The 23,322-nt window shown below is 45.3% G+C and carries 19 protein-coding genes; 15 read left to right on the plus strand and 4 right to left on the minus strand.

Translation table 11 applies throughout. The features are described from left to right. Positions 1-53: 53 nt before the first annotated feature. Together J3B89_RS12750 and rlmA are read right to left on the minus strand one after the other, a co-directional pair. On the minus strand, positions 54-2,621 hold the full coding sequence (locus tag J3B89_RS12750; RefSeq protein WP_215397947.1) for a TonB-dependent receptor plug domain-containing protein: 2,568 nt from the start codon (positions 2,619-2,621) through the stop codon (positions 54-56). 374 nt (positions 2,622-2,995) lie between these two features. Further along, positions 2,996-3,799 carry a 23S rRNA (guanine(745)-N(1))-methyltransferase gene (rlmA, locus tag J3B89_RS12755; protein ID WP_215397948.1) on the minus strand — a complete coding sequence of 268 codons (804 nt, stop codon included), beginning with the start codon at positions 3,797-3,799 and terminating at the stop codon, positions 2,996-2,998. 264 nt (positions 3,800-4,063) lie between these two features. Here rlmA and J3B89_RS12760 point away from each other — a divergent pair, with 264 nt between their 5' ends. Then, the gene (locus J3B89_RS12760) at positions 4,064-4,387 is read left to right on the plus strand and encodes a DUF440 family protein (RefSeq protein WP_215397949.1); all 324 of its coding nucleotides are present in this window, start codon (positions 4,064-4,066) and stop codon (positions 4,385-4,387) included. 80 nt (positions 4,388-4,467) lie between these two features. Here J3B89_RS12760 and J3B89_RS12765 read toward each other — a convergent pair whose 3' ends face one another. Beyond that, positions 4,468-6,024: a peptide MFS transporter gene (locus J3B89_RS12765; protein ID WP_215397950.1), complete on the minus strand. Its 1,557-nt coding sequence runs from the start codon at positions 6,022-6,024 to the stop codon at positions 4,468-4,470. 153 nt (positions 6,025-6,177) lie between these two features. Further along, the gene (locus J3B89_RS12770) at positions 6,178-6,477 is read right to left on the minus strand and encodes a DUF6170 family protein (protein ID WP_215397951.1); all 300 of its coding nucleotides are present in this window, start codon (positions 6,475-6,477) and stop codon (positions 6,178-6,180) included. Positions 6,478-6,635: 158 nt separating this feature from the next. On the opposite strand from J3B89_RS12770, the gene wecB reads away from it, so the two are divergent. From wecB to J3B89_RS12840, 14 genes are all read left to right on the plus strand, one after another. Further along, positions 6,636-7,769 carry a non-hydrolyzing UDP-N-acetylglucosamine 2-epimerase gene (gene wecB / locus J3B89_RS12775; RefSeq protein ID WP_215397954.1) on the plus strand — a complete coding sequence of 378 codons (1,134 nt, stop codon included), beginning with the start codon at positions 6,636-6,638 and terminating at the stop codon, positions 7,767-7,769. A gap of 53 nt (positions 7,770-7,822) precedes the next feature. After that, positions 7,823-8,824, plus strand: coding sequence for an SDR family oxidoreductase (locus J3B89_RS12780; protein ID WP_215397955.1), 1,002 nt, complete (start codon positions 7,823-7,825; stop codon positions 8,822-8,824). Between the two features lie 53 nt (positions 8,825-8,877). Further along, positions 8,878-10,155, plus strand: a complete 1,278-nt coding sequence (tviB, locus tag J3B89_RS12785; RefSeq protein WP_215397959.1) for a Vi polysaccharide biosynthesis UDP-N-acetylglucosamine C-6 dehydrogenase TviB — start codon at positions 8,878-8,880, stop codon at positions 10,153-10,155. 94 nt (positions 10,156-10,249) lie between these two features. After that, positions 10,250-10,783, plus strand: a complete 534-nt coding sequence (gene rfbC / locus J3B89_RS12790) for a dTDP-4-dehydrorhamnose 3,5-epimerase (protein WP_215397961.1) — start codon at positions 10,250-10,252, stop codon at positions 10,781-10,783. Beyond that, positions 10,780-11,658: a dTDP-4-dehydrorhamnose reductase gene (gene rfbD, locus J3B89_RS12795; protein ID WP_215397962.1), complete on the plus strand. Its 879-nt coding sequence runs from the start codon at positions 10,780-10,782 to the stop codon at positions 11,656-11,658. The genes rfbC and rfbD overlap by 4 nt, the downstream gene beginning before the upstream one ends. 373 nt (positions 11,659-12,031) lie before the next feature. Further along, complete coding sequence (locus tag J3B89_RS12800) at positions 12,032-14,764, plus strand: SLBB domain-containing protein (RefSeq protein ID WP_349814220.1); 2,733 nt, start codon at positions 12,032-12,034, stop codon at positions 14,762-14,764. Between the two features lie 120 nt (positions 14,765-14,884). Continuing rightward, positions 14,885-15,805 (plus strand): Wzz/FepE/Etk N-terminal domain-containing protein, encoded by a 921-nt coding sequence (locus tag J3B89_RS12805; RefSeq protein ID WP_215397964.1) that lies wholly within the window; start codon positions 14,885-14,887, stop codon positions 15,803-15,805. Between the two features lie 38 nt (positions 15,806-15,843). Then, the gene (gene wecC, locus J3B89_RS12810; protein ID WP_215397965.1) at positions 15,844-17,100 is read left to right on the plus strand and encodes a UDP-N-acetyl-D-mannosamine dehydrogenase; all 1,257 of its coding nucleotides are present in this window, start codon (positions 15,844-15,846) and stop codon (positions 17,098-17,100) included. Continuing rightward, positions 17,097-18,170 (plus strand): dTDP-glucose 4,6-dehydratase, encoded by a 1,074-nt coding sequence (rfbB, locus tag J3B89_RS12815; protein ID WP_215397966.1) that lies wholly within the window; start codon positions 17,097-17,099, stop codon positions 18,168-18,170. Before wecC ends, rfbB begins: the two co-directional genes overlap by 4 nt. A 3-nt stretch (positions 18,171-18,173) precedes the next feature. Further along, entirely contained in the window at positions 18,174-19,043 is an 870-nt protein-coding gene (gene rfbA / locus J3B89_RS12820; protein ID WP_215397967.1) for a glucose-1-phosphate thymidylyltransferase RfbA, read from the plus strand. After that, a complete protein-coding gene (locus J3B89_RS12825; RefSeq protein ID WP_215397968.1) occupies positions 19,040-20,131 on the plus strand; it encodes a DegT/DnrJ/EryC1/StrS family aminotransferase in 1,092 nt (363 codons plus the stop codon). The genes rfbA and J3B89_RS12825 overlap by 4 nt, the downstream gene beginning before the upstream one ends. Continuing rightward, positions 20,128-20,865, plus strand: a complete 738-nt coding sequence (locus J3B89_RS12830; protein ID WP_215397969.1) for a dTDP-4-amino-4,6-dideoxyglucose formyltransferase — start codon at positions 20,128-20,130, stop codon at positions 20,863-20,865. The genes J3B89_RS12825 and J3B89_RS12830 overlap by 4 nt, the downstream gene beginning before the upstream one ends. A 3-nt stretch (positions 20,866-20,868) precedes the next feature. Next, positions 20,869-22,383 carry a lipopolysaccharide biosynthesis protein gene (locus J3B89_RS12835; RefSeq protein WP_215397971.1) on the plus strand — a complete coding sequence of 505 codons (1,515 nt, stop codon included), beginning with the start codon at positions 20,869-20,871 and terminating at the stop codon, positions 22,381-22,383. Then, positions 22,380-23,312: a glycosyltransferase family 2 protein gene (locus J3B89_RS12840; RefSeq protein WP_215397973.1), complete on the plus strand. Its 933-nt coding sequence runs from the start codon at positions 22,380-22,382 to the stop codon at positions 23,310-23,312. The genes J3B89_RS12835 and J3B89_RS12840 overlap by 4 nt, the downstream gene beginning before the upstream one ends. Positions 23,313-23,322 lie beyond the last annotated feature (10 nt).

Consider the following 23,322-nt stretch of genomic DNA (forward strand, 5'->3'; position numbering starts at 1 on the left):
GTAACAGTACTTTGCTACAGTGCCTTAAACATCAGACACTGCATGTTGCGACATCAAAACGTATACACAGCGCGCAGGTAGTACATACCGCCGTTAAAACCATATGGTGTGGTAGTAGGGTACTTAGCACCGGCTATACCGCCGTACGGGTTTTCATCCGGGTATTTGTTAAAGGCATTTTGCGCGCCCAGTACCAGCTCCAGCGAGGGCAGTACTTTATAACCCAGTTCCAGATCAACGGTAACGGCCGAACCTTCGTCGATACCCAGCTCACCATCATCCAGATGTGCTTCCCAGAATGAACCGTAGTAGTTTAGCCGGGCCAGCCCACGCCAGCTGTTTTCCTCGTGAGTAAATGACAGGCTGCCACGGGTGTTTGGCAGGTTATCTTCCAGTTGCCGTACCTTAGTGTCATTTACGTTAGTGGTTAGCGGGTCGAGGGTAACTTTGGTGTCATTCCAGTTAAATACCAGGTTGAGTTTACTGCGGCCACGGCCTAGATCCAGATCCTGGCTTATCACTAAATCAACCCCCTGCGTGCGGGTGTCAAAGTCGTTGGTAAAGAATAAAATACTGGAATAACTGGTAGCGTCAGCTACGCCCATTGCCAGCAGTGCGGCAATATCGTCTTCATCCAGGGTTAGTGGCGAGGTCTGGCTTAAGCGGTCCGTCACTTTAATATTGTAGTAATCCAGTGACACGTGCGTAGTGCCGAAACTCATTACCGTACCAAGCGAGAAGTTTTCAGATTCTTCCGGCTTTAACGGTTTACCGCCTTTTTGAATTGATATCGGGTTATCCGGTGGTAAAGTGGCCTGATCTTCCAGCCCGTTCGGGCCAAAGGCGGTGGTTACGTTAATAACTTTACTCTGGCCAATGGTAGGGGCGCGAAAGCCGGTGCCTGCAGCAGCGCGCAGTGAAATGTTGCTTGTCAGGTTGTACAATGCAGACACTTTCCAGTTGGTGGTATCGCCAAAGTCGGTAAAGTCCTCGTAACGCAGAGCGCCATTTAGCATTAAATCATCGGTTACCCAGGCTGAGGCATCGGTATAAAACGACAGGTTACGGCGGGTAAATACCCCGGCGGCTTCCGGTTTAAAACCCGGGAAGCCGTTAGAGCCGATACCAAAGCCCTGGCTGGCCAGCGGGCCTACGGTAAAAGAAGCAACGTCGCCAGCTTTTACTTCAAAGATATCTTCACGCCATTCAACACCACCGGCCAGTATTAACGGCTCAGCCAGTCCGGCGTCAAACTCGCGGAACATATCCAGGTTCAGGCCAATTTCAGTTTGCACATAAGTGCCGGGGTCAAATTCTGTCGGGGTGTCTGGCCCCATTGATGGGTTAATGGTGTTTTTTATATTGAAATCTGCCTGGCTGCGGCCATAAGTGGCGCTCATATCAAACATAATATCGTTAAACCACTCGCCCTTTACGCCACCGGCAATAGAGGCATCGTATACCGTGCCACCAAAGCGCGGGGTAAAGCCTCCGGGCAGCATTTCGGTAAAGGCCCAGCAATTGGCATCTGCGGTTATGGCTGCCAGATCCGATGCAATCGGAATACCATTAGCATCCAGGCGCAGTGCCGGGCAGCTTATGCCATCATCCGGGGTTAAGTCGCCAACCAGTACCGTATCATAATTTACACCATCTACTGTTACCGGTGAGCCAGCATAAACACCGCTGCGGTTAGTCGGGTTACGATAATAAAAACCACCCTCAACTTCGCGCTTGGCATAGTTACCAAAAGCGTAGGCTTGTTTATCTTTACTTACCTCCAGTTCAATATTAGCAAACAGTTTTAAGTCGTCTTTAATTTGTGGCGAGCCCCAAATTTGCGCCGGGTCGGCCACTGCGGTATTGCCAGCAGCAATTAAAGCGGCAGCATCATCGCGTTGCACACTGCGGCTGGTAGCATCAGCGGTACGGTATTCAAAACTGAAGTTAGCCGAGCCTTTGTCAGTAAAAGGCAGGCCAATATTACCGGCAAACTGATCACTGGCGCCGCCGTCATAATACTCGCCCCATTTGGCTTCCAGCATGCCGCCTTCACTGGCGTTTTTCAGCTGAAAGTTTAGTACGCCGGCAATAGCGTCAGAGCCATATTGTGCCGCGGCGCCATCACGCAGTACTTCTACCTGCCGGATAGCTATAGCCGGGATCACTGAAATATCCGGCCCCTGGGCACCATCAGAAATACCGCCACCTAAAAAAGCAATAACGGCAGCCCGGTGCCGCCGTTTACCGTTTACTAATACCAGTGTTTGATCCGGCCCTAAACCACGCAGGTTAGCCGGGCGTATCAGTGTTGCTGCATCACTGATCGGCTGGGCATTAATATTAAAACTGGGCACCATGGTACTCAGTAAGTTAAGCATGTCTGAGTTGCCCTGGTTGGTAAACTCTTCACCACCGATAATATCAATAGGTACCGGCGACTCTCCCACAGAGCGTGGCGCTGATCTTGAGCCTACTACTGCAATTTTCTCTACTGCTTCGCCGCTTTGTTCAGCCGCGTCTTCTGCCCACGCTTGCGGCTGAGCCAGCATTGCCATTGCTACTGAACCAAAAAGCGCAATTTTAATGCCCAGTGCTACAGAATTTTTCTTATAATTCATCTTTGTTCCCACCTTAGTTATTTTTTATTTAAAAATGATTACTATCAAAGTGTTAAAAGATAAAAACGCTACATTGTTTTGCGCTTCGCTAGCAATAATGCAAAGACTATGCGCAAAATTTATACGTATCTGTTTTGGGAATGACTAAATGAGCTATAACAGGCAAATTCAAAATGACGTATGTTAACAAGCTTAATCCGGGCGCAGATGCCAGAAGGCATACAGGTAAGCCGGTTGTTAACAAGTGAATTGGCGGTCAGGAATGAAAAAATTTACAGCTGCGTACTACAACAGTGATTTACTGTTAAACAGCAGCGCAACATCACCCCATAACGGGGCAATACGCGCTCAGATGGTGCGACCAATGTTTTGCATCAAATTGGTGCTTTTTGATACACATCCAGCAGAAAATCGATACTTATTACCGGCAGGCTGGCAGCAAACTGCTGCTTTTGTTCGGCACTGAATTTCCACGCCAGCGGTACCATTTGTACCAGGGCCAATACATCGGCAGGGTGCTTAAATGTCAGGTTATATTGCAAACGCTGGCGCTTAATATGAGTAAAGCCAGCAATGCTGTCGATGTTGTCACTATGCAGCCGTACCTGCTCGTACACCGCTTGTTTTATCTGTAACAAATGCTCAGGCCCCGGCGTTACGGTAATTAAATGGCCGCCGCTTGTTATCAACCGCGTTAACTCTTCAGGTTTAGACGGCGCGTAAATACGTACCACGGCATCAAAAAAATCTGCTGCAAAGGGCAGCTGGTAAGCACTGGCCACGCTAAAATTGATATCGCTAGCTGCAGCTTTGGCAGCAAATTTAATCGCGCTTTTGGAGATATCAACCCCATATACAGCTGCATCGGGTACTGCCTGTTTTAACTGCGTGGTGTAGTAGCCTTCGCCGCAGCCTAAATCCAGCACACATTTTGGTGCTAACTCTGCCAGAGCCTGGCTTACCGCCTGTGCCAGCGGTGCATACCAGCCAGCCTGCAAAAAAGCGCGCCGTGCCAGCATCATCTCTTTGTTGTCGCCTGGATCTTTAGAGTTTTTTTGCTGTACCGGCAACAGGTTAACATAACCCTCGCGGGCAAGATCAAAGCTATGGCGGTTAGCACATTGGTATTGTTTATTGCTTAGCAATAATGGCTGTTGGCAAAGCGGACACAGGTACATAGTGACATCTGGCAGGTAAAAAGGCCGCTAGTTTAGCAGCACAGCAGTGTTTTCGCCAAAGCCTTGCTATAATGGCGGCATTGTTTAAGTAGCATTGTGTTGGTGATAACACTCCAGCACGATAAAGCAGGCCGGTTAGAACCTGCTGCGCACAGCCAAAGAGTGTCTGAGCGAACGCGCAAGCGTAAGCGAGTTGCTTTGGCGAGCACAGCAGCGTTGTAACGCAAGGCCTGCGACAAAACTGATTTTTATACCGGAGCACCAATGCAGGATTTGGAATTATGGACGCTGGACGAACTATGTGACCACGCGTTTGATATCTTTGAAGAACTGGCGTCAGAAAATCTGTCGGCAGAAGATTACGCACTTTATCAGCAACACTACGAAAGCCGCGGCTATGCCGATTTGGCTATTCCCGGTGAAGACTGGGTAGAAATAATGATGCAGGACCTGGAGCCAGAGCTGCACTACGAAGCACAAATTGGCTTAACCGGCGAAAACGGCGAGCCAGATATGGTGCTGGCGCGTATACTGCTCAGCCGCGAAAAACACGAATCTTTGTGTCATGCCCAGTGGCGTGGCCAGTAGTATACAAAGAGTGGCGATGTCAGTAAGTTAGCTTTATATGGCGCAAATAAAAAGGGCCGGCATTGCCGACCCTTTTCGCTTTAATGCACGCCGTGCATGCGTTTTTTCAGCCAGGGGCTGATGCACAGCATAAAAACACCAATACCAAGACCAACATACAGCAAAAAGCTGAATAGCTCAGTGTAACCTGCCAGTGCGGCACTTACTTCAACGGTTTCACCGGCCGGTACTTCAATCGCCGCCAGTTTTGCCAGTTGGGTGGCTAATAACTCAGAGTAAGCCGTAGCCAGGAACCAGGCCCCCATCATTACACCAACCACTTTATGCACTGCCAGCTTGGTTACTGCCGATAACCCCACCGGCGATAAACACAGCTCGCCCATAGTGTGTAACATATAGGCCAGTACCATCCAGCCTGCACCAACCAGGCCCGCTTCGTTAGGAAACTGCGCGCCCAATACCAGAGCACCAAAACCTAAACCGGCCTGAATAATACCCAGTGCAAATTTAACCGGGGTGCTGGGTTCCATATTGCGTTTGGCCAGGAAAATCCATAACCAGGCAAAAAACGGTGCCAAAGTGATAATAAACAACGGATTTAATGCGCCGTACTGGCCAGCAGTGGTTTCAAAACCAAATACATTGCGGTCCATTACCCGGTCGGCATACAAGGTCATCGAAGACGCCGATTGCTCAAACAGTGCCCAGAACACCACCGTTGAAATGGTCAGTACTATTAATACCATCATCCGGTCACGCTCTTCCTTAGTACATTGCGTCACCATAAACCAGATAATGCCAACAAGCACTGCAAAAGATAACCCCAGTAAGGTGTTATGCACCACCGGGTTATACTGCACCAGTTGCCACACTACAAACAGCGCAGGTACGGTAGCCAGATAAATCAGCCATTCACGGTTAATACCGGCAAATACTTTTTCTTTTAACAGGGCAGGGTTCGCAGGTTCAGCATAGCCATACAGGTATTTTTGCCCGGCTAAAAACACAATTAAACCCAGCACCATACCAATACCAGCCAAACCAAAGCCATAGCCCCAGCCGTAGGTTTCGCCAATATAGGTAACCAGCAAGGTAGCAATAAAAGAGCCGGTATTAATACCCATGTAAAAGATAGTAAAACCTGAATCGCGGCGGGCATCTTCCTTACCGTACAACTGGCCCACTATGGTAGAAATATTCGGCTTTAAAAAGCCCACACCCATAATGATCAGCGCCAGCGAGAAGTAAAACACCTGTATGGCACCGGTATCCTGTACTACCACGCCGTTTTCTACATAAGCCTGAAAACCCTCGTAGGCCAGGCCCAAATGGCCCAGACAAAGCAAAATGGCGCCAAAGGTAACGGCTTTACGCATACCCAGGTAACGGTCTGCCAGCATACCGCCGATAACCGGCATAGCGTAAACCAGGCCGGCATAGCTGCCTAATACATCCAGGCCACCGGCGTCGCTGAATAAATGGTACTTTGTTAAATACAATAACAGCAGGTATTTCATACCGTAGAAGGAGAAGCGTTCCCACATTTCGGTGAGAAAGCACACATAAAGCCCGACCGGATGGCCGAGAAATTGCGGCTGGTTGGCATGTGCCGCCGCAACAGTGCTTGATTCAGTCATGGAGTCCCCAGAGTTTTATTAGAATTATCTGCCTTTTGCCATTTGGCACAAAGCTCAGCGGATTATGCAGATGTGCAGCAATCTTGTCATCACCCGCCACAGTGTTAACAGATAAAAACCGTAAAATTACCGGTGTATGCAGGTTACAGCCTGTTACTGGCCAAACAGCTGCTGGCGAATTCTGGCAAAATCTTTACGGCATACGGCAAAGGTTAACGGCCGCGTAATGGCCGGGTATGCAACCAGCAGCAATACAATATAACCAACAATTTCCCAGCCGCTGGCTCTGGCAATCAGTAAAAATAACGGGATCAAAATCAGCAGTTTAATAATATTCAGCGTAATTTTGGTGGGTACCGGCAGGCCATCAGCCGCTTTACGGATCACCTCCATGCGCTGGGCAAACGTTAGGCCGGCTAATTCAGGTATTTTCTGGCTGTTCAGATATAACATCGGTTGGTCCTTTTTATTGCAGGCGTTAATGCTCTCTGCGGTTAATTATGCACGATTCAGTTGGAATTAACGCAGGGCGCGCTAGTTTAGCGGTTCTGACTATCGCTTTAAAAGCGCTTTTGGTAAGCTTTACGCCAATACAGCAATAAGGATCTTTGATGATTAAAGTTCTCAGCGTCTTTGGTACCCGCCCCGAGGCCATTAAAATGGCACCACTGGTTAATTTACTAAAGCAGCAAACGGATATCGACAGCCGTGTATGTGTTACCGGCCAACACCGTGAAATGCTGGATCAGGTGCTGCAGTTATTTGATATCAAACCCGAATACGACCTGGCTATTATGAAAGCCGGCCAGGATTTATACGACGTAACCACCAGCATACTGTTAAACATTAAGCCTGTATTGCGTGATTTTAAGCCAGACGTAGTATTAGTACACGGTGATACCAGCACCACTTTCGCCGCAGCGTTGGCCTGTTACTATGAAAAAACCGCCGTAGGCCATGTTGAAGCCGGCCTGCGCACCGGTAATATATACAGCCCCTGGCCGGAAGAAGCTAACCGCAAACTAACCGGTGCTATTACCCGTTTTCACTTTGCACCTACCGCTACCTCACAGCAAAATCTGCTAAACGAGCAGGTTAATCCGGCACATATTGTCGTTACCGGTAATACCGTTATCGATGCGCTGCTGCAGGTAGTGGCTAAAATAGAAGACGACGCCGTACTAAGCCAGCGTTTTGCTGATCAATTTCCTTATGGCCAGGACGGCAGACGGTTAATTCTGGTTACCGGCCACCGGCGTGAAAGTTTTGGTGCCGGTTTCGAGCATATCTGCGCCGCATTAAAGCAAATTGCTCAGCAGTTCCCTGATTGCGATATCGTGTACCCGGTGCATTTAAACCCTAATGTGCGTGAACCGGTATTCCGTTTATTATCAGACGCACCCAATGTACATTTAATCGAGCCGCAGGATTACCTGCCATTTGTTTATCTGATGAGCCGCAGTACCCTGGTACTAACCGACTCGGGCGGTATTCAGGAAGAGGCGCCATCACTGGGTAAACCGGTGCTGGTTATGCGCGACACCACCGAGCGGCCAGAAGCAGTAGAAGCCGGTACCGTAAAACTGGTAGGTACCGATCAGGCAAAAATTGTCGCACAAGTAAGCAAATTGCTTACTGATAAGGCATACTATGACAGCATGAGTTTTGCCCATAACCCCTATGGTGACGGCAAAGCCTGTCAGCGTATTATTGATGCAATCAGAAAAGATGTCAGCGAGTACTAAGTTGATTAACGAAATGCCTACACACACAAAGCTGACAAACGGAGAATTTTAATATGGATATTCTGCAACATTTGCAGCAAGCCCCTAAGCGCTGGCTGGTTACCGGTTGCGCCGGTTTTATTGGCTCTAATCTGGTAGAGGCGCTGTTAAAGGCCAACCAGCAGGTAGTAGGGCTGGACAACTTTGCCACCGGCCATCAGCGCAACCTTGACGAAGTGCAAACCCTGGTTAACCCGGCACAATGGGCTAACTTTAGCTTTATTAACGGCGATATCCGCCAACTGGCGCACTGCCAGCAAGCCTGTAGCGCTGTTGATTATGTACTACATCAGGCTGCGCTGGGCTCAGTACCACGCTCAATTAACGACCCCATTACTACCAACGACACCAATATCAGCGGCTTTTTAAATATGCTGGTGGCTGCGCGTGACGCCGGGGTAAAACGCTTTGTTTATGCCGCTTCCAGTTCTACCTATGGCGATCATCCGGCTTTACCCAAGGTCGAAGATATTATAGGCAAGCCTTTATCGCCCTATGCTATTACCAAATACGTGAACGAGCTATACGCCGATGTATTTTCCCGAACTTATGGCTTTCATAGTATCGGGCTGCGTTATTTTAATGTGTTTGGCCCACGGCAAGACCCTAACGGCGCTTACGCTGCAGTGATCCCAAAATGGACTGCCGCTATGATCGCCAACGACGATGTGGTAATTAACGGCGATGGCGAAACCAGCCGCGATTTCTGTTTTGTCGCCAATGCGGTGCAGGCCAATATCCGCGCTGCGCTGGCTAATATCAGCCAGAGCGAAGTATTTAACGTGGCATTGGGCGATCGCACCACGCTAAACGAGTTATTTAACGGCCTTGTGCAAAGCCTGGCCGACAATGGTATTCACTATACCAAGGCGGCGCAATATGGTGAGTTTCGTTCGGGTGATGTGCGCCACTCGCAGGCCGATATCAGCAAAGCCAAAACCATGCTGGGTTATGCCCCTGAGTATCGCATCCGCGATGGCTTAAAGCTGGCTATGCCCTGGTATATTCAGCAGTAACAATTTCCGGTTTTAATAATGTTAAGTAAATGGATTTACAAAGGATTTTTAGTATGAGAAATATCGCAGACAGTCAGTTAGCTATTATCGGCCTGGGTTATGTTGGCCTGCCACTGGCGGTTGAATTTGGTAAGCATTACACCACTTTAGGTTTTGATATTAATACAACCCGTATCAGTGAGCTGAATAAAGGCGAAGATCACACGCTTGAAGTAAGCAGTGAAGAGCTAAAACAAGCCGGTAAACTCAGTTACAGCAGCAATCTGGACGATTTACGCCGTGCTAATGTATATATCGTTACCGTACCAACGCCGATAGACGAGCACCGCCAGCCCGACTTAACCCCGCTGATTAAAGCCTCCGAAACCTTAGGCAAAGTGATAAAAGCCGGCGATGTAGTGATTTACGAATCCACCGTTTACCCGGGCGCGACCGAAGAAGACTGTATTCCGGTAATCGAACGTGTCTCCGGGCTTAAATATAATGTCGATTTTTTCGCCGGCTACAGCCCGGAGCGGATAAACCCGGGTGACAAAGAGCACCGTGTTACCACCATTAAAAAAGTTACCTCCGGCTCTACACCAGACATAGCCGAATTTGTTGATAAGCTGTACGGCAGCATTATCACTGCCGGTACTTATAAAGCCAGCTCTATCCGGGTAGCAGAAGCCGCCAAGGTTATTGAAAACACCCAGCGCGATTTAAATATCGCGCTGATAAACGAGCTGGCAGTAATCTTTAACAAACTCGGTATTGATACCGAAGAAGTATTGCTGGCAGCAGGCACCAAATGGAACTTCCTGCCGTTTCGGCCCGGTTTGGTAGGCGGCCACTGTATAGGAGTAGACCCTTACTACCTAACCCATAAAGCTCAGGCCATTGGTTATCACCCCGAGGTTATTCTGGCCGGGCGGCGTATTAACGACAGTATGGGCCGTTATGTGGTAAGCGAACTGGTAAAAGCCATGGTAAAACGCCGCCTGCATGTGGCCGGTGCCAAGGTGCTGGTTATGGGCTTAACCTTTAAAGAAAACTGCCCGGATATCCGCAACACCAAGGTGGTAGATATATTAGCCGAGCTAAAAGAATATGGTGTTATGGCTGATGTGTTCGACCCCTGGGTAGATGCCGCAGAAGCACAGCATGAATATGGCATTACAACGCTGCAGCAGCCAGAGCAGGGCAGCTATGATGCAGTGATACTGGCCGTTGGCCATAAACAATTCCGTGATTTGGGGGCTGAGGGCATCCGCGCCTTTAGTAAAACCGGCGGCGTATTGTACGATTTAAAATACGTACTTAGCGCTAACGACAGCGATTTACGGCTGTAAATTGCTGTCGCTTAGTTTTATCCGCTAGCTTTTACCGGCAGTTATGGCGCCGATACGGTATAATCGGCGCCTGTTTTATTAGCACAGCAAGCCAATGAATATTACACCTAGCCATTTAGCCGGTTGTTTACTGTTGCAGCCAAACCGCTTTAGCGATGAACGCGGTTTTTTTCAGGAAAACTACCGTGCTAATGCTTATTATGCAGCCGGCATTACCGAGCCTTTAGTACAGGATAACTGGTCGCGCTCGGTAAAAGGTGTGCTGCGTGGTATGCATTTTCAGCGCAACCAGCCTCAGGGCAAACTTGTCAGCGTATTACGTGGCGAAATTTATGACGTTGCTGTGGATATCCGCAAAAATTCAGCCACTTTTGGCCAGTGGCAGGGCATAGTATTGTCTGAACATAACGCGCAGCAACTGTGGTTGCCACCGGGCTTTGCCCATGGTTTTCTGGTGCTGTCAGATGTTGCCGACGTAATATACAAAACCAGCAGTTATTATAATGCTGCCGATGAAGCGGTTTTTTGCTGGAATGATCCACAGCTGGCTATTAGTTGGCCGACACCACCACAGTTGTTGTCGGCAAAAGACGCCGCCGCCCCCGGTTTTAGCGTAGCGCTGGCATGAAGCTGTTATTACTGGGCGCTAACGGCCAATTAGGGCTGGCACTGCTACAACAGTTAAAACAGCCGCGACAGTTGCAACAGAGGCAGCAGTTTCAGTATCTGGCGCTAAATCGCAGCCAGCTGGATATTACCGATATGAGCGCTGTCGCAACTGTCATGGCACAGTACCGGCCGGATGTAATAATAAATTGCGCCGCTTATACTGCAGTTGACAACGCCGAGCTGCAAGCTGCCACCTGCATTGCTGTTAACGCTACTGCCGTAGGCCATTTGGCTAAGCTTTGCCAGCAGTACAACAGCTTATTGCTGCAGTTTTCTACCGATTATGTGTTTAACGGCCAAAGCAGCAAAGCCTATACCGAGCAAGATATTCCCGCCCCGCTTAATGTGTATGGCCAGTCTAAATTGCAGGCCGAGCAATCCGTACAGGCCACCTGCAGTAAATATGTTATTTTGCGTACCAGTTGGTTATTTAGCGAATTTGGCCATAACTTTTACCGCACTATGCTAAAGCTGGCGCAGCGCGGCCAGATAATTCAGGTGATTAATGATCAATTCGGTTGCCCGACATACGCAGGTGATCTTGCTGTTATTGTACTGCAGCTGTTACAGCGCTATCAGCAGCAGGGTAGTTTAGCCTATGGTATTTATCATCTGGCTGGCAACCCGGCAGTTAGCTGGTATCAGTTTGCCGAAGCTATTTTTGCAGCGCATCAGCTTAAGGTCAATCTTCAGGCTGTTTGCAGTACTAATTGGGCATCACCAGCATTACGCCCCACAAATTCAGTATTAAATTGTGATGGCATGGCAAATACTTTCAATATTAGCAGCCCGGCTTGGCGGCCTGCATTAGACAGCCTCGTTGCACAGTTTTAAAAAACTGTCAGAAAAAATGTAGTGGTTAATTACCCATTCAGAGCTCTAGAAGCATTATCTGTTCGTTATGGTGCAGCTTAATATCACCTCTTAATAAAGTCGGATAAATAGATAATTAACAAATAATGGTGAAAAAGAGTACAGGGTCATCGTTAGGTAGCAGAAAAAGCGCGATAACATTCGATTAGTCAGCAAAAAAACGGTAAAATTTTGGCAGTTTTTTGCCAATATTGTGGTCATAACTGTTGCTTTAGCCACAATACTTTATAAAACAGCTTTGCTACTGGATATCAGAAAATTACTAGCTGATATCGCTTAGTGTTTAAGGCTGTTAAAAATATAAAATCAAGACCAACAACACTGGAGTTTACGGGTGCTTAAATTTGTTCAGCTAGTCTTAATAGCCAGTTTACTAAGTCTGGTAACACTGCAAACTTATGCAGTAACGCCATCGCCAGCGATGATCGAGCAATTCAAAAAGTTACCCAGTGCCGAACAGGAAAGACTGGCTAAACAATATGGTTTTGATGTTTCCTTGCTGCGGCAAGGGCAAAGTCCAAGTTCGGCTGCAAACGAGCGGAGTAAATCTGTTACTGAGTTAACCCAAATCAGGCGTGATGAGCAACAGCTTGCCGGCTCACGCCTGCAACCTAAAAGTGATGAGGCAGAGCGTTTTGGCTTAAGAATGTTTGATGCTGAAATAAGTACTTTTGCTCCGGTATCAGCAATGCCAGTGCCTGATAATTACATGTTGGGAGCTGATGATCAGTTACTGTTGCAGCTGTTTGGCAAACAAAATAGTGAAGTCAGGCTTACTGTTAGCCGTGATGGCAAGGTTTTTGTGCCTGATGTGGGGCCTCTGACAGTTGGCGGATTAAACTTTTCTACTGCAGCTAATTTGATAGTAGAACGTGTTCAGCAGGCAACTATAGGCGTAAATGCAGCCATAAGCATGGGAGAGCTCAGAACTATCAATGTATTTGTCGCAGGAGAGGCAAAGTATCCTGGCGCCTATGCTGTTTCTGCCCTTACTACCGTTACCCAGGCGTTATTTACTGCTGGTGGTGTATCTGATATCGGGAGCCTGCGTGAAATTACGGTAAGACGTGCAGGGGCAACAGTTGCACAGTTTGACCTGTATGACTTATTACTCAGAGGTGACAATAAAAATGACGTACATTTACAACATGGCGATGTTGTTTTTGTTGCGCCTGTAACTACTCTTGCAGAAGTCCGCGGAGAGGTAAAGCGCCCCGCTATTTATGAAGTAAAGCCAAAAGAATCATTGGCCGATTTACTGTCAATGGCTGGTGGAACAAAAGCTGGTGCTTATCCAAGAGCTGCTGTATTAGAGCGTTTTGATAATAATGTTCGTACTCTGCAGAACCTGGATCTCACAGATACTAATACTCGCCAGATGCGCATAAATAGTGGTGATGTCTTACGTGTAGATGCGGCATCGCTGCAAGCAGAAAACCAGATCGTTATTGCAGGAGCAGCAGCCAGGCCAGGTTTTTATGCCTGGCGTAGCGGTATTAAAGTAACCGATCTGATTCGTAATCACTGGTCTGATTTACTGCCTACGGCAGATTTAGACTATGCCTTAATTGTGCGTGAAGGTACGCCAGGTACTATCACTGAGTTTTTACAGTTCAGCCCGGCTAAAGCGATTGCAAAACCAAATGGAACAGATGATCTGCAATTACAACCACGCGATCGCATTCTCTTGTTTCATTATGCAAACGAAGCATTTGAACGGATAAAATTAGATGCAAAGTTACGCGACAATATTACAGAAAAGCTAAAGTCAAACAGCGATCAACGCTGGTTAATGGCTGATTTAACAAAAAGTGCTTTTGAATTGTTAGCAGAAAATGAAGTTCCATTACCTCCTAGTGGTGATGCTATCGAGATTCCAACTGAACATTTATCAGTTGAAGAGCAACATCGATTGCTAACTGCAGAGTTAAGCCATATTTTTAGCAATTTGTTTACCAACCCGAAAGTACTATTGCTGAGTAAACATCTTAGTCGCAAAGAAATTCTCTACCCCATATTGCAACAGCTACGTTTGCAATCCCGTAATGACAATAGTCTCGCAACTGTTTCTGTTAGCGGTGCGGTTAGAGTTCCGGGTGAATATCCGCTAAGCATAGGGTCCCGTGTAAGTGATCTTATTGCCGCCGCCGGGGGGTTAACTGATGCTGCATATATTAATCAGGCAGAGTTGAGCCGGGTAATTAAGCAAGCTGACAATCGTAATGGTGTCGAAGTTAGCCATAAACGTCTTAACTTACAGCAACTTTTCACAGAAAATGATAGTGATAATATTGCATTGCAAAACCGTGACCGTCTGAATATTTTTAGTGTACCTAATTGGACATCACAACGTGAAATAACTTTAGAAGGCGAAGTACGTTTCCCTGGTACGTACACAGTTCAACAAGGCGAAACATTATCACAGGTAATTGCCCGTGCCGGTGGTGTTACTGAGAACTCCTTTTTATTTGGCGCAGTGTTTACCCGTGAACAGATTAAGGAAAAAGAGACAGTACAGTACGCAAAACTTGTTGAACAGTTAAAGTCAGATGTTGCCACCAGAGCATTAGCAGCACAAGGTAATCAAATTGCTCCGGCCGATGCTATGTTAATGTTAAGAGAAATCGAAAGAATCAGACCTATAGGGCGTCTGGTTATAGATTTGGAGCAGGCAATAGCCGGAAACCCTGCATTTGACATTAGCGTAGAACATGGTGACAAACTTATAGTACCGCGTATCAACCGTTCTGTAACTATTGTGGGTGAAGTTCAGCACGTTGGTACGCATCGTTATGATGCCGCTCGAACAGTGCAACAGTATTTGCAATTGGCAGGTGGTTTGCGTAAACGTGCAGATGCTGAGCGAACTTATGTTATTCGTGCAGATGGGTCTGTTATGGTGCCAACAAACAGTTGGTTTGCCGTATCTAGAGGAGAGCTCAAACCTGGTGATACTATTATAGTGCCGCTGGATACTGAGTATAAAGATAACCTCAGCCTGTGGGCACAAGTCACGCAGATTTTTTATCAGTCAGCAGTTGCGATTGCGGCACTTAATTCGTTTTAATTAGAAGCGGCGACTAGCTGCTAAGGCTGCAGTAACGAGTTGCTTGCGGGCAACAGTGACCGCCGGTTATACCGGCTAGTTACTGCTCGCAAAGCGAGCTTGTCACCAAAAAGGATGTATATGTCTCAACAACATGCTACTCAACGCCCTCAGGCTGGCGACGATGAAATAGATTTACGGGAACTGTTCGCTGTTATCTGGCAGGGTAAGTGGATAATTATCGCGTTCACTATTATTTGTGCAGTGGCGTCAGTATTTTATGCACTGCGGTTGCCAAATATTTACAAAAGTGAAGTGCTACTCTCTCCCGCGGGTGATAGTTCTTCATTAAAGGTTCCAGGTCAGTTGGGCGGGCTTGCCGCACTTGCAGGCGTTAACTTGGGAGGTAGCAGTGATAAAACCAGTCTTGCTTTAGAAGTAATTAGATCAAGGGAGTTTATTGGACGCTTCGTTGAGAAACATGCTTTGTTGGTTCCAGTTATGGCAGCTACAGGCTGGAGAAGAGAAAGCAACTCCTTGATTATAAATACCGATATGTATGATCCCGGAAGTGAACAGTGGATTAGAAAGGTCTCTGCACCACTGCAAGCTAAACCTTCTTTACTGGAAAGTTATGATAGATTCATGAAATTTTTTAGTGTATCCCAAGATAAAAGTAGCGGCATGATAAGGCTTTCAGTAGAGCATTATTCGCCGTTCCTCGCTCAGGAGTGGGCTTCTTTGTTGGTAAAAGATATTAACGAAGAAATGAGAACTCGCGAGCTTGTGGAAGCGCAAAAAAGTATTAACTACTTAAACCAACAAATTGCCCAGACGAATATAGCTGATATTCAGACCATGTTATTTTCTTTAATTGAAGAGCAAACCAAAACTATTATGCTTGCTAATGTACGCGACGAGTATGTTTTCGAAACAGTTGATCGCGCAATTGTTGCCGAGAAAAAATCCAAACCTTCAAGGGCGCTGATTTGTATTATGGCTGTGATGTTGGGCGGTTTTTTAAGTATGTTGTTGGTGTTAGTTCGTCATTATATTAAATAAAATTTAGCTAAGAAAGTTCATTCACATTTAGGGTTTTTATGATTTTCAGACGGGTTTCAGTCATTGGGCTTGGTTACATAGGATTACCTACAGCAGCGGTTTTTGCATCACGCAAAATTCAAGTGATAGGCGTAGACGTCAACCAAAAAGCGGTTGATACCATTAATCAAGGCAAAATTCATATTGTCGAGCCGGATCTGGATATCGTAGTGCACGCAGCCGTAACTCAGGGGTATTTAAACGCAACAATAATGCCTGAAGCTGCCGATGCTTTCATCGTCGCAGTACCGACACCTTTTAAAGGTGATAACCACGAGTCAGACTTAAGCTATATCCAAGCCGCCAGCAACGCCATAGCGCCAGTGCTGGCTAAAGGGAACCTTGTTATTCTTGAGTCTACCTCACCTGTGGGTGCCACTGAGCAAATGGCCGCTTGGCTTGCCGAAGCCAGGCCAGATTTGACCTTTCCACAAAGCCATGGCGAAAACTCAGATATTCGCGTGGCACATTGCCCTGAACGAGTATTACCAGGACATGTTATGCGTGAGCTGATCGAGAACGATCGAGTTATCGGTGGCATGACAGCTAAGTGTTCTGACTACGCGGTTAATTTATACAAGACTTTCGTGCAAGGTGAGTGTGTGATTACCAATGCCCGCACCGCAGAAATGGCAAAGCTTACCGAAAACAGTTTCCGCGATGTCAATATCGCTTTTGCCAATGAACTCTCGATGATCTGTGACAAGCTTGATATTAATGTTTGGGAGCTAATTAAGCTGGCTAATCGACATCCGCGGGTAAACATCCTACAGCCTGGCCCAGGCGTAGGCGGCCACTGTATTGCGGTAGACCCTTGGTTTATTGTTAGTAAAACGCCAGAGCGAGCCCAGCTAATTCGTACCGCTCGTGAGGTAAATGACAGCAAGCCGGAATGGGTTATTGACAAAGTAAAACTGGCACTTGCTGATTTTCTACAAGCTAACCCGAATAAAACAGCCAAAGATGTCACTATTGCGTGTTATGGTCTTGCGTTTAAGCCTGATATTGACGATTTACGCGAAAGCCCTGCTATGTCGATTGCACAGCAGCTTATCGCATTGCATACCGGCCCTGTGGTGTTGGTAGAGCCAAATATTGACAGCTTACCAGCCAAGTTAACCGGACAAACTCTGTTGAATGCACAACAAGCCTTTGCCGAAGCAGACGTTCACATTTTATTGGTTGATCATAAAGTATTTCGGTCAGAAAAGCCGTCGCAAGGCATAGTTGTTGATACTAAGGGCATTTGGCTATGAAAATTCTGGTAACCGGTGGTGCCGGTTTTATTGGCTCTGCAGTCGTTCGGCATATCATCAAAGATACTGACGATAGCTTGGTAAATGTTGATATATTAACCTACGCTGGCAATCTTAATTCGGTTGTAGAGGTCGCAGCTAACAGTCGTTACAGCTTTGAACAGGCAGATATTTGTGACACTACGGCGATGGCAGCCTTGTTTGAAAAACACCAGCCCGATGCGGTAATGCATTTAGCGGCTGAGAGCCATGTCGATCGTTCTATTGATGGCCCGGCAGCTTTTATACAAACCAATATTGTTGGCACTTACGCACTGTTAGAGGCTGCACGTAATTATTGGAAGGCGTTACCGAAAGCGCGTAAACAGGCATTTCGTTTTCACCATATTTCCACTGACGAAGTCTATGGTGATTTACATGGAACTGATGACTTATTTACTGAAACCACGCCTTATGCGCCCAGCAGTCCCTATTCGGCCAGCAAAGCCAGCTCAGATCATTTAGTGCGTGCCTGGCACCGTACTTATGGTTTGCCGGTTATCGTTACCAATTGTTCTAACAACTACGGCCCTTATCATTTCCCGGAAAAACTGATACCGCTGATAATCTTAAATGCCCTTGCGGGTAAGCCGTTGCCGGTGTACGGCAAAGGTAATCAGGTACGTGACTGGCTGTACGTAGAAGATCACGCACGTGCGCTGTACAAGGTAGTAACCGAAGGCAAAGTAGGTGAAACCTATAATATTGGCGGCCATAATGAAAAACAAAATATAGAAGTGGTTAGGGCTATCTGTGAACTGATGGACGAGTTGGCCCCTATGCACGAACGTGGCTACTCACTAAACACTAAACACGCAACACTTATAACTTATGTTAAAGATCGTCCCGGACATGACTTACGTTATGCGATAGATGCTAGTAAAATCGAGCGTGAACTGGGCTGGAAGCCAGAGGAAACTTTCGGATCCGGCTTGCGTAAAACGGTGCAGTGGTATTTAAACAACAAAGACTGGTGGCAAGCAGTATTGGATGGCAGCTATCAGCTAGAGCGCTTAGGGCAGGAAGCATAAAGTATGAAGGGTATAATATTAGCAGGTGGCTCCGGTACACGGTTGTATCCGATAACACGTGGTGTATCTAAACAGTTGTTACCCGTATACGACAAACCAATGATTTACTACCCGTTGTCGGTGTTAATGCTGGCTGGTATCCGTGACATCCTTATTATTACCACGTCAGAAGATCAAGCCGCCTTTCAGCGCTTATTAGGTGAGGGTTGCGATTTTGGCATTAACCTAAGCTACGCCATTCAGCCAAGCCCTGACGGCTTGGCACAAGCTTTTATTATCGGCGAGCAGTTTATTGGCAATGACAATGTTTGCCTGGTGTTGGGTGATAATATTTTCTATGGTCAGGGGTTTAGCCCGAAATTAAAACAAGCCGCGGCCCGCAGTACAGGCGCAACCGTATTTGGTTATCAGGTACGGGATCCGGAACGCTTTGGCGTAGTGGAGTTTGACGAAAACCGCAAAGCTATTTCTATTGAAGAAAAACCAGCCAAGCCGAAGTCTAATTATGCCGTTACAGGTCTATATTTTTACGACAACAATGTAATTAACATTGCTAAAACTATTCAGCCGTCTGCCAGAGGCGAGCTGGAAATTACCTGTGTTAACCGTGAATATCTTAAGCAGGGCACTTTGCAGGTAGAAATGCTCGGTCGCGGCTTCGCCTGGCTTGATACCGGCACCTATGACAGTTTGCTTGAAGCGTCTTCATTTGTACAGACTATTGAACACCGCCAGGGTTTTAAAGTTGCAGTGCTGGAAGAAATTGCCTACCTAAATGGCTGGTTGTCTGCGGCAGATATCAACCGTATTGCCGATACAATGGCAAAAAATAGCTATGGCCAGTACCTTGCGCAGTTGGTAAAAGCACAATGATCCCAGTAAATAAGCCTTATCTGCCTGCTTTTGACAAATACACTAAATACCTGGAACGAGTGTATGAAAAAGCTTGGCTGACTAACAATGGGCCGCTGGTTCAGGAATTAAAAACGCGTCTGGAAGCATATTTAGGCGTTAAAAACCTGTTGCCGGTAGCCAATGGTACTCTTGCTATGCAACTGGCTTATAAAGTGTTTAATCTCAGAGGCAATGCGGTCACCACGCCTTTTACTTTTATTGCAACCAGTAGCAGTTTAGCGTGGGAAGGTATCGAACCCAAGTTTGCTGATGTAAACCCTAAAACCTACAACTTATGCCCGGTTGACGCCGGGAAATCGATTGACGAGCATACCTGTGCGATAGTTCCCGTCCATGTATATGGCAACCCTTGTGATGTTGAAGCTTTCGAATTGCTGGGGAAAAAGCACAACCTAAAAGTGATATATGACGCAGCGCATGCCTTTGGCGTTAATGTAAATGGCAGTAGTGTGCTGAACTACGGTGATGCCTCTACCCTGAGCTTTCATGCAACTAAAGTATTTCACTCGGTAGAGGGGGGCGCAGTTGTCTTTAAAAATAGCGATGACTATGAACGCGCTTTGCTAATGACCAATTTTGGTATCGATACTAAAAGCATGAATATTGTTGACAGTGGCATTAATACGAAAATGAGTGAGGTTCATGCAGCAATGGGATTGGCGGTTCTGGACGATATAGACAATATAATTAAGCAACGTGTCAATCTATTCGAGCTATACGTAACAAAGCTTAACGGCTATAGCAAAATGCCAGTGTGGCATAGCGACGCTAGTTTAAATGGCGCTTATATGCCAGTGATGTTTGAAGATGAATTAACAACTACCAAAGTACTGGATGGTTTAAAGGCAGCAGGCATTATCGCAAGACGTTACTTTAGCCCATCTATAAATTTGGTTGATGGTTACGCTAATACCCATAGCACTGTTTGCCCGGTTTCAGAGCAGGGAGCCAAAAAAACACTGTGTCTGCCGCTTTACACTTCTTTAAGCGAAGAAGAAGTTAATTTTATTTGTAACGAGATTAAGAAAATAATAGGTGACAAATGATTAACGTTTTGATTATTTCCGACAACAAGCCGTTAGTCAGCTTTATACAGAACCTTGTAACCAATAACGCTACAGAGTTTCAGGGGGTAAAATTTGATTATCGCTACAGTACAATTAACAAAAATCCAGACTCGCTTATTTCATTGGGTTTAACGTCTGTAAATGTAAAATCTGAAGCTACAGTCGCTGACATTATTGAACATTACTCACTGGTTATTTCTGCACACTGCAAGCAAATATTTCCTGAAAAGCTGGTTAATAACGTGCGTTGCATTAATATCCACCCCGGCTTAAATCCGCATAATCGTGGTTGGTTTCCGCAAGTTTTCGCAATCATTAATAAAAAGCCGGTTGGTTGTACAATTCATCTGATGAATGAAGAAATTGACGATGGTGCTATTTTGTTTCAAAAAGAGGTGCCTATTTTCGATTGGGATACTTCTTTAAATGTATACGAGAGAGTGCAACAGGCTGAAATGGAATTATTAGACCTGCATTTCTGTGATTTGGTGTTTGGCCGATATGAGCAAAAGGTGCTTGAAGAGAAAGGTAACTACAACGGTATAAGTGACTTCAAAGCGCTATGCAACCTGGATTTAAATCAAGTAGGGACCTTGCGCGAGCATATTGATCTACTAAGAGCATTAAGCCATGGTGAATTTAAAAATGCTTATTTCACAATTAATGAAGGCAAAAAAGTCTTTTTAAGTTTGAATTTTGATAAAGAAAATTAAGCTGTGTCATTATTGAAAAAAAACATAATTTATAATTATGCCAGTCAGTTATATGTTACCTTAATTGGCATAGTACTACTTCCGTTATACATAAAACATATGGGAGCTGAAGCTTACGGTTTGGTTGGTTTTTTTGTCATGTTGCAAGCTTGGTTTATGATTTTAGATTTAGGTTTGACTCCCACGGTATCAAGGGAAACTGCACGTTACTATGGTGGAGCAATCTCTTCATTAAGCTACCGCCAATTTTTTCGTAGTCTTAATATGATATTTCTTAGCGTTGCTATTATAGGTGGGGCCCTACTATGGTCTTTAGCAGAGGCAATCGCGTCTAGTTGGCTCAATGCTGTGAAAATATCAGATGATGAAGTCATACTCGCTATCCAATTAATGGCTTTAATTGTCGCTTTACGTTGGATGGGGGGACTTTATCGCGGACTTTTAATTGGAGCTGAAAAGTTCGTTTGGCTAAGTATTTTCAATGTAATTACTTCTACCCTACGTTCTATTGGTGTTTTAGTCGTTATGTGGCATTTTGGTTTTACACCATATGTATTTTTTACATATCAAGCTGTCATCTCAGGGGCGGAAATTATTATCTTATGGTGCAAGTCATTAGTTTTATTACCGAAAATTTCATCCCGTACTGAAAAGATAGGCTGGTCTATTTCTCCGGTTAAGTCAAAGTTAAAGTTTGCTCTAACAATTGCATTTACTTCATCAATTTGGGTGTTAATTACGCAAAGTGACAAGCTAATATTATCAAAAATATTACCTCTGGCCGATTATGGGTATTTCACCTTAGCAGTTATGGTTGCTAGTGGAATAATGATTATTAGTGGTCCAGTAAGCAATGCAGTGTTACCACATATGACTAGATTGTATGCGCAAGACAGGCGCATAGAAATGCTTCAGATATACAGAAATTCAACTCAGTTAGTTGCTGTAATAGCTGGTGCTGTATCCGTCACGTTAGCATTTTGTGCAGAACACTTCTTGTATGCATGGACAGGAGATTTACAGCTGGTTGAAGCTGTATCACCAATACTGCGTCTGTATGCTATAGGTAATTGTTTCCTCGCGATAACATCATTTCCATATTATCTCCAGTATGCAAAAGGAAATCTGCGCTACCATCTTTATGGAAACGTATTAATGATCTTTCTATTGCTACCTTCGATAATGTTTTTTGCTACATATTTTGGTTCAATTGGAGCCGGGTATGCGTGGTGTGTAGTTAACATACTTTTACTATTTTTTTGGGTTGCTTTTGTTCACAGTAAGATTGAACCAGGCATCCATCTTAAATGGTTATTCCATGACGTTATTATAGTTATTTTACCAAGTGCTCTTATAGGTGTGATGTTCTTTTTTTCTGATTTTTCGCTATCAAGTAGGATCATTAGTTTTTCTATTACTATGTTTGTTGGCATTGTATGTTTAGCTATTTCTTGTGCTTTCTCATCAATGGTAAGATCGCATTTTTGTAAATTTTTTTTTAAGATGAGGCTTTCTTGAATCACGACGAAAATGTTAAAGTTTCTATATGCTTGGTAACATACAATCAAGCTGATTTTATTGGTGATTGCATTCAGAGCATAATTGATCAAGACTTCTGCTTGCCCTATGAGATAATTATTAGTGATGATTGTTCTACAGATGACACGCTTGCCATTATAAAGTCATTTTCTGATAAATATAATTTCATTAAAGTAATTCCTAGAGAAAAAAATTTGGGCGCTTTGGTGAATTATATAGATGTCCATAGACATGCTATTGGAGAGTATGTCTGCCATTGCGATGGCGATGATATTTTTTTGCCCGGCAAATTAAGAACTCAAGTAGCACTGTTAGATAGCCACCCTCATTTTTCGATGTCGGTACATGCTGTTAAGGTGATAAATTCCGACGAGACTCTTGGTAACGATGTTTGTTTACCAGAAATAGGAACTGTTCTTGATATTATAAATCGAGGAACCTACTTCGTTAATAGCAGTGTAATGTATCGAAGATCTTGCCGTGGAGAGTATCCTGAAGGTTTTGAAGCTGTTGATTTCTATGTTCATATAAAGACAGCTATTAACGGACCAATACATTTGAGCAGGACTATTTTAGGAGGATATAGAAAACACCTTGGCGGAATTTCATCTAGTCCTGTTTACCGCGACAAGATTGAGCGATGCTATGACTCAGCATATCAATTTGCAATAGATAGCGGTATTGATAAAGACTTCGTAAGAAGTGCCCAAGTAAAACGACACCTGACTTTTGCTTTTTCCAGATATTTTAGTGGTGATGTTGAAGGTTTTAAAAAGCGCATTAAGCTCAATGCAGATGAATTTCAGTATGCTAGTTTGCTGCATAAAATATTATATTGGACTCGCTCTATGCCGATTTTGATGTGGTGTATTAAAATTGCACGACAAATAAAAAACAGAAAATTTTAAGGTTTATAGC

Origin of the sequence: Rheinheimera oceanensis, from assembly GCF_018831085.1 — a bacterium.
Classification (GTDB): Bacteria; Pseudomonadota; Gammaproteobacteria; order Enterobacterales; family Alteromonadaceae; genus Alishewanella; species Alishewanella oceanensis.

Coding starts and splice junctions, on each gene's coding strand:
- tviB (WP_215397959.1), top strand. CDS start 8,878: ATGAGAAATATCGCAGACAGTCAGTTAGCTATTATCGGCCTGGGTTAT.
- rfbB (WP_215397966.1), top strand. CDS start 17,097: ATGAAAATTCTGGTAACCGGTGGTGCCGGTTTTATTGGCTCTGCAGTC.
- J3B89_RS12750 (WP_215397947.1), bottom strand. CDS start 2,621: ATGAATTATAAGAAAAATTCTGTAGCACTGGGCATTAAAATTGCGCTT.
- rfbC (WP_215397961.1), top strand. CDS start 10,250: ATGAATATTACACCTAGCCATTTAGCCGGTTGTTTACTGTTGCAGCCA.
- J3B89_RS12770 (WP_215397951.1), bottom strand. CDS start 6,477: ATGTTATATCTGAACAGCCAGAAAATACCTGAATTAGCCGGCCTAACG.
- J3B89_RS12760 (WP_215397949.1), top strand. CDS start 4,064: ATGCAGGATTTGGAATTATGGACGCTGGACGAACTATGTGACCACGCG.
- rfbD (WP_215397962.1), top strand. CDS start 10,780: ATGAAGCTGTTATTACTGGGCGCTAACGGCCAATTAGGGCTGGCACTG.
- rlmA (WP_215397948.1), bottom strand. CDS start 3,799: ATGTACCTGTGTCCGCTTTGCCAACAGCCATTATTGCTAAGCAATAAA.
- wecC (WP_215397965.1), top strand. CDS start 15,844: ATGATTTTCAGACGGGTTTCAGTCATTGGGCTTGGTTACATAGGATTA.
- J3B89_RS12765 (WP_215397950.1), bottom strand. CDS start 6,024: ATGACTGAATCAAGCACTGTTGCGGCGGCACATGCCAACCAGCCGCAA.
- J3B89_RS12825 (WP_215397968.1), top strand. CDS start 19,040: ATGATCCCAGTAAATAAGCCTTATCTGCCTGCTTTTGACAAATACACT.
- rfbA (WP_215397967.1), top strand. CDS start 18,174: ATGAAGGGTATAATATTAGCAGGTGGCTCCGGTACACGGTTGTATCCG.
- wecB (WP_215397954.1), top strand. CDS start 6,636: ATGATTAAAGTTCTCAGCGTCTTTGGTACCCGCCCCGAGGCCATTAAA.
- J3B89_RS12805 (WP_215397964.1), top strand. CDS start 14,885: ATGTCTCAACAACATGCTACTCAACGCCCTCAGGCTGGCGACGATGAA.
- J3B89_RS12830 (WP_215397969.1), top strand. CDS start 20,128: ATGATTAACGTTTTGATTATTTCCGACAACAAGCCGTTAGTCAGCTTT.
- J3B89_RS12780 (WP_215397955.1), top strand. CDS start 7,823: ATGGATATTCTGCAACATTTGCAGCAAGCCCCTAAGCGCTGGCTGGTT.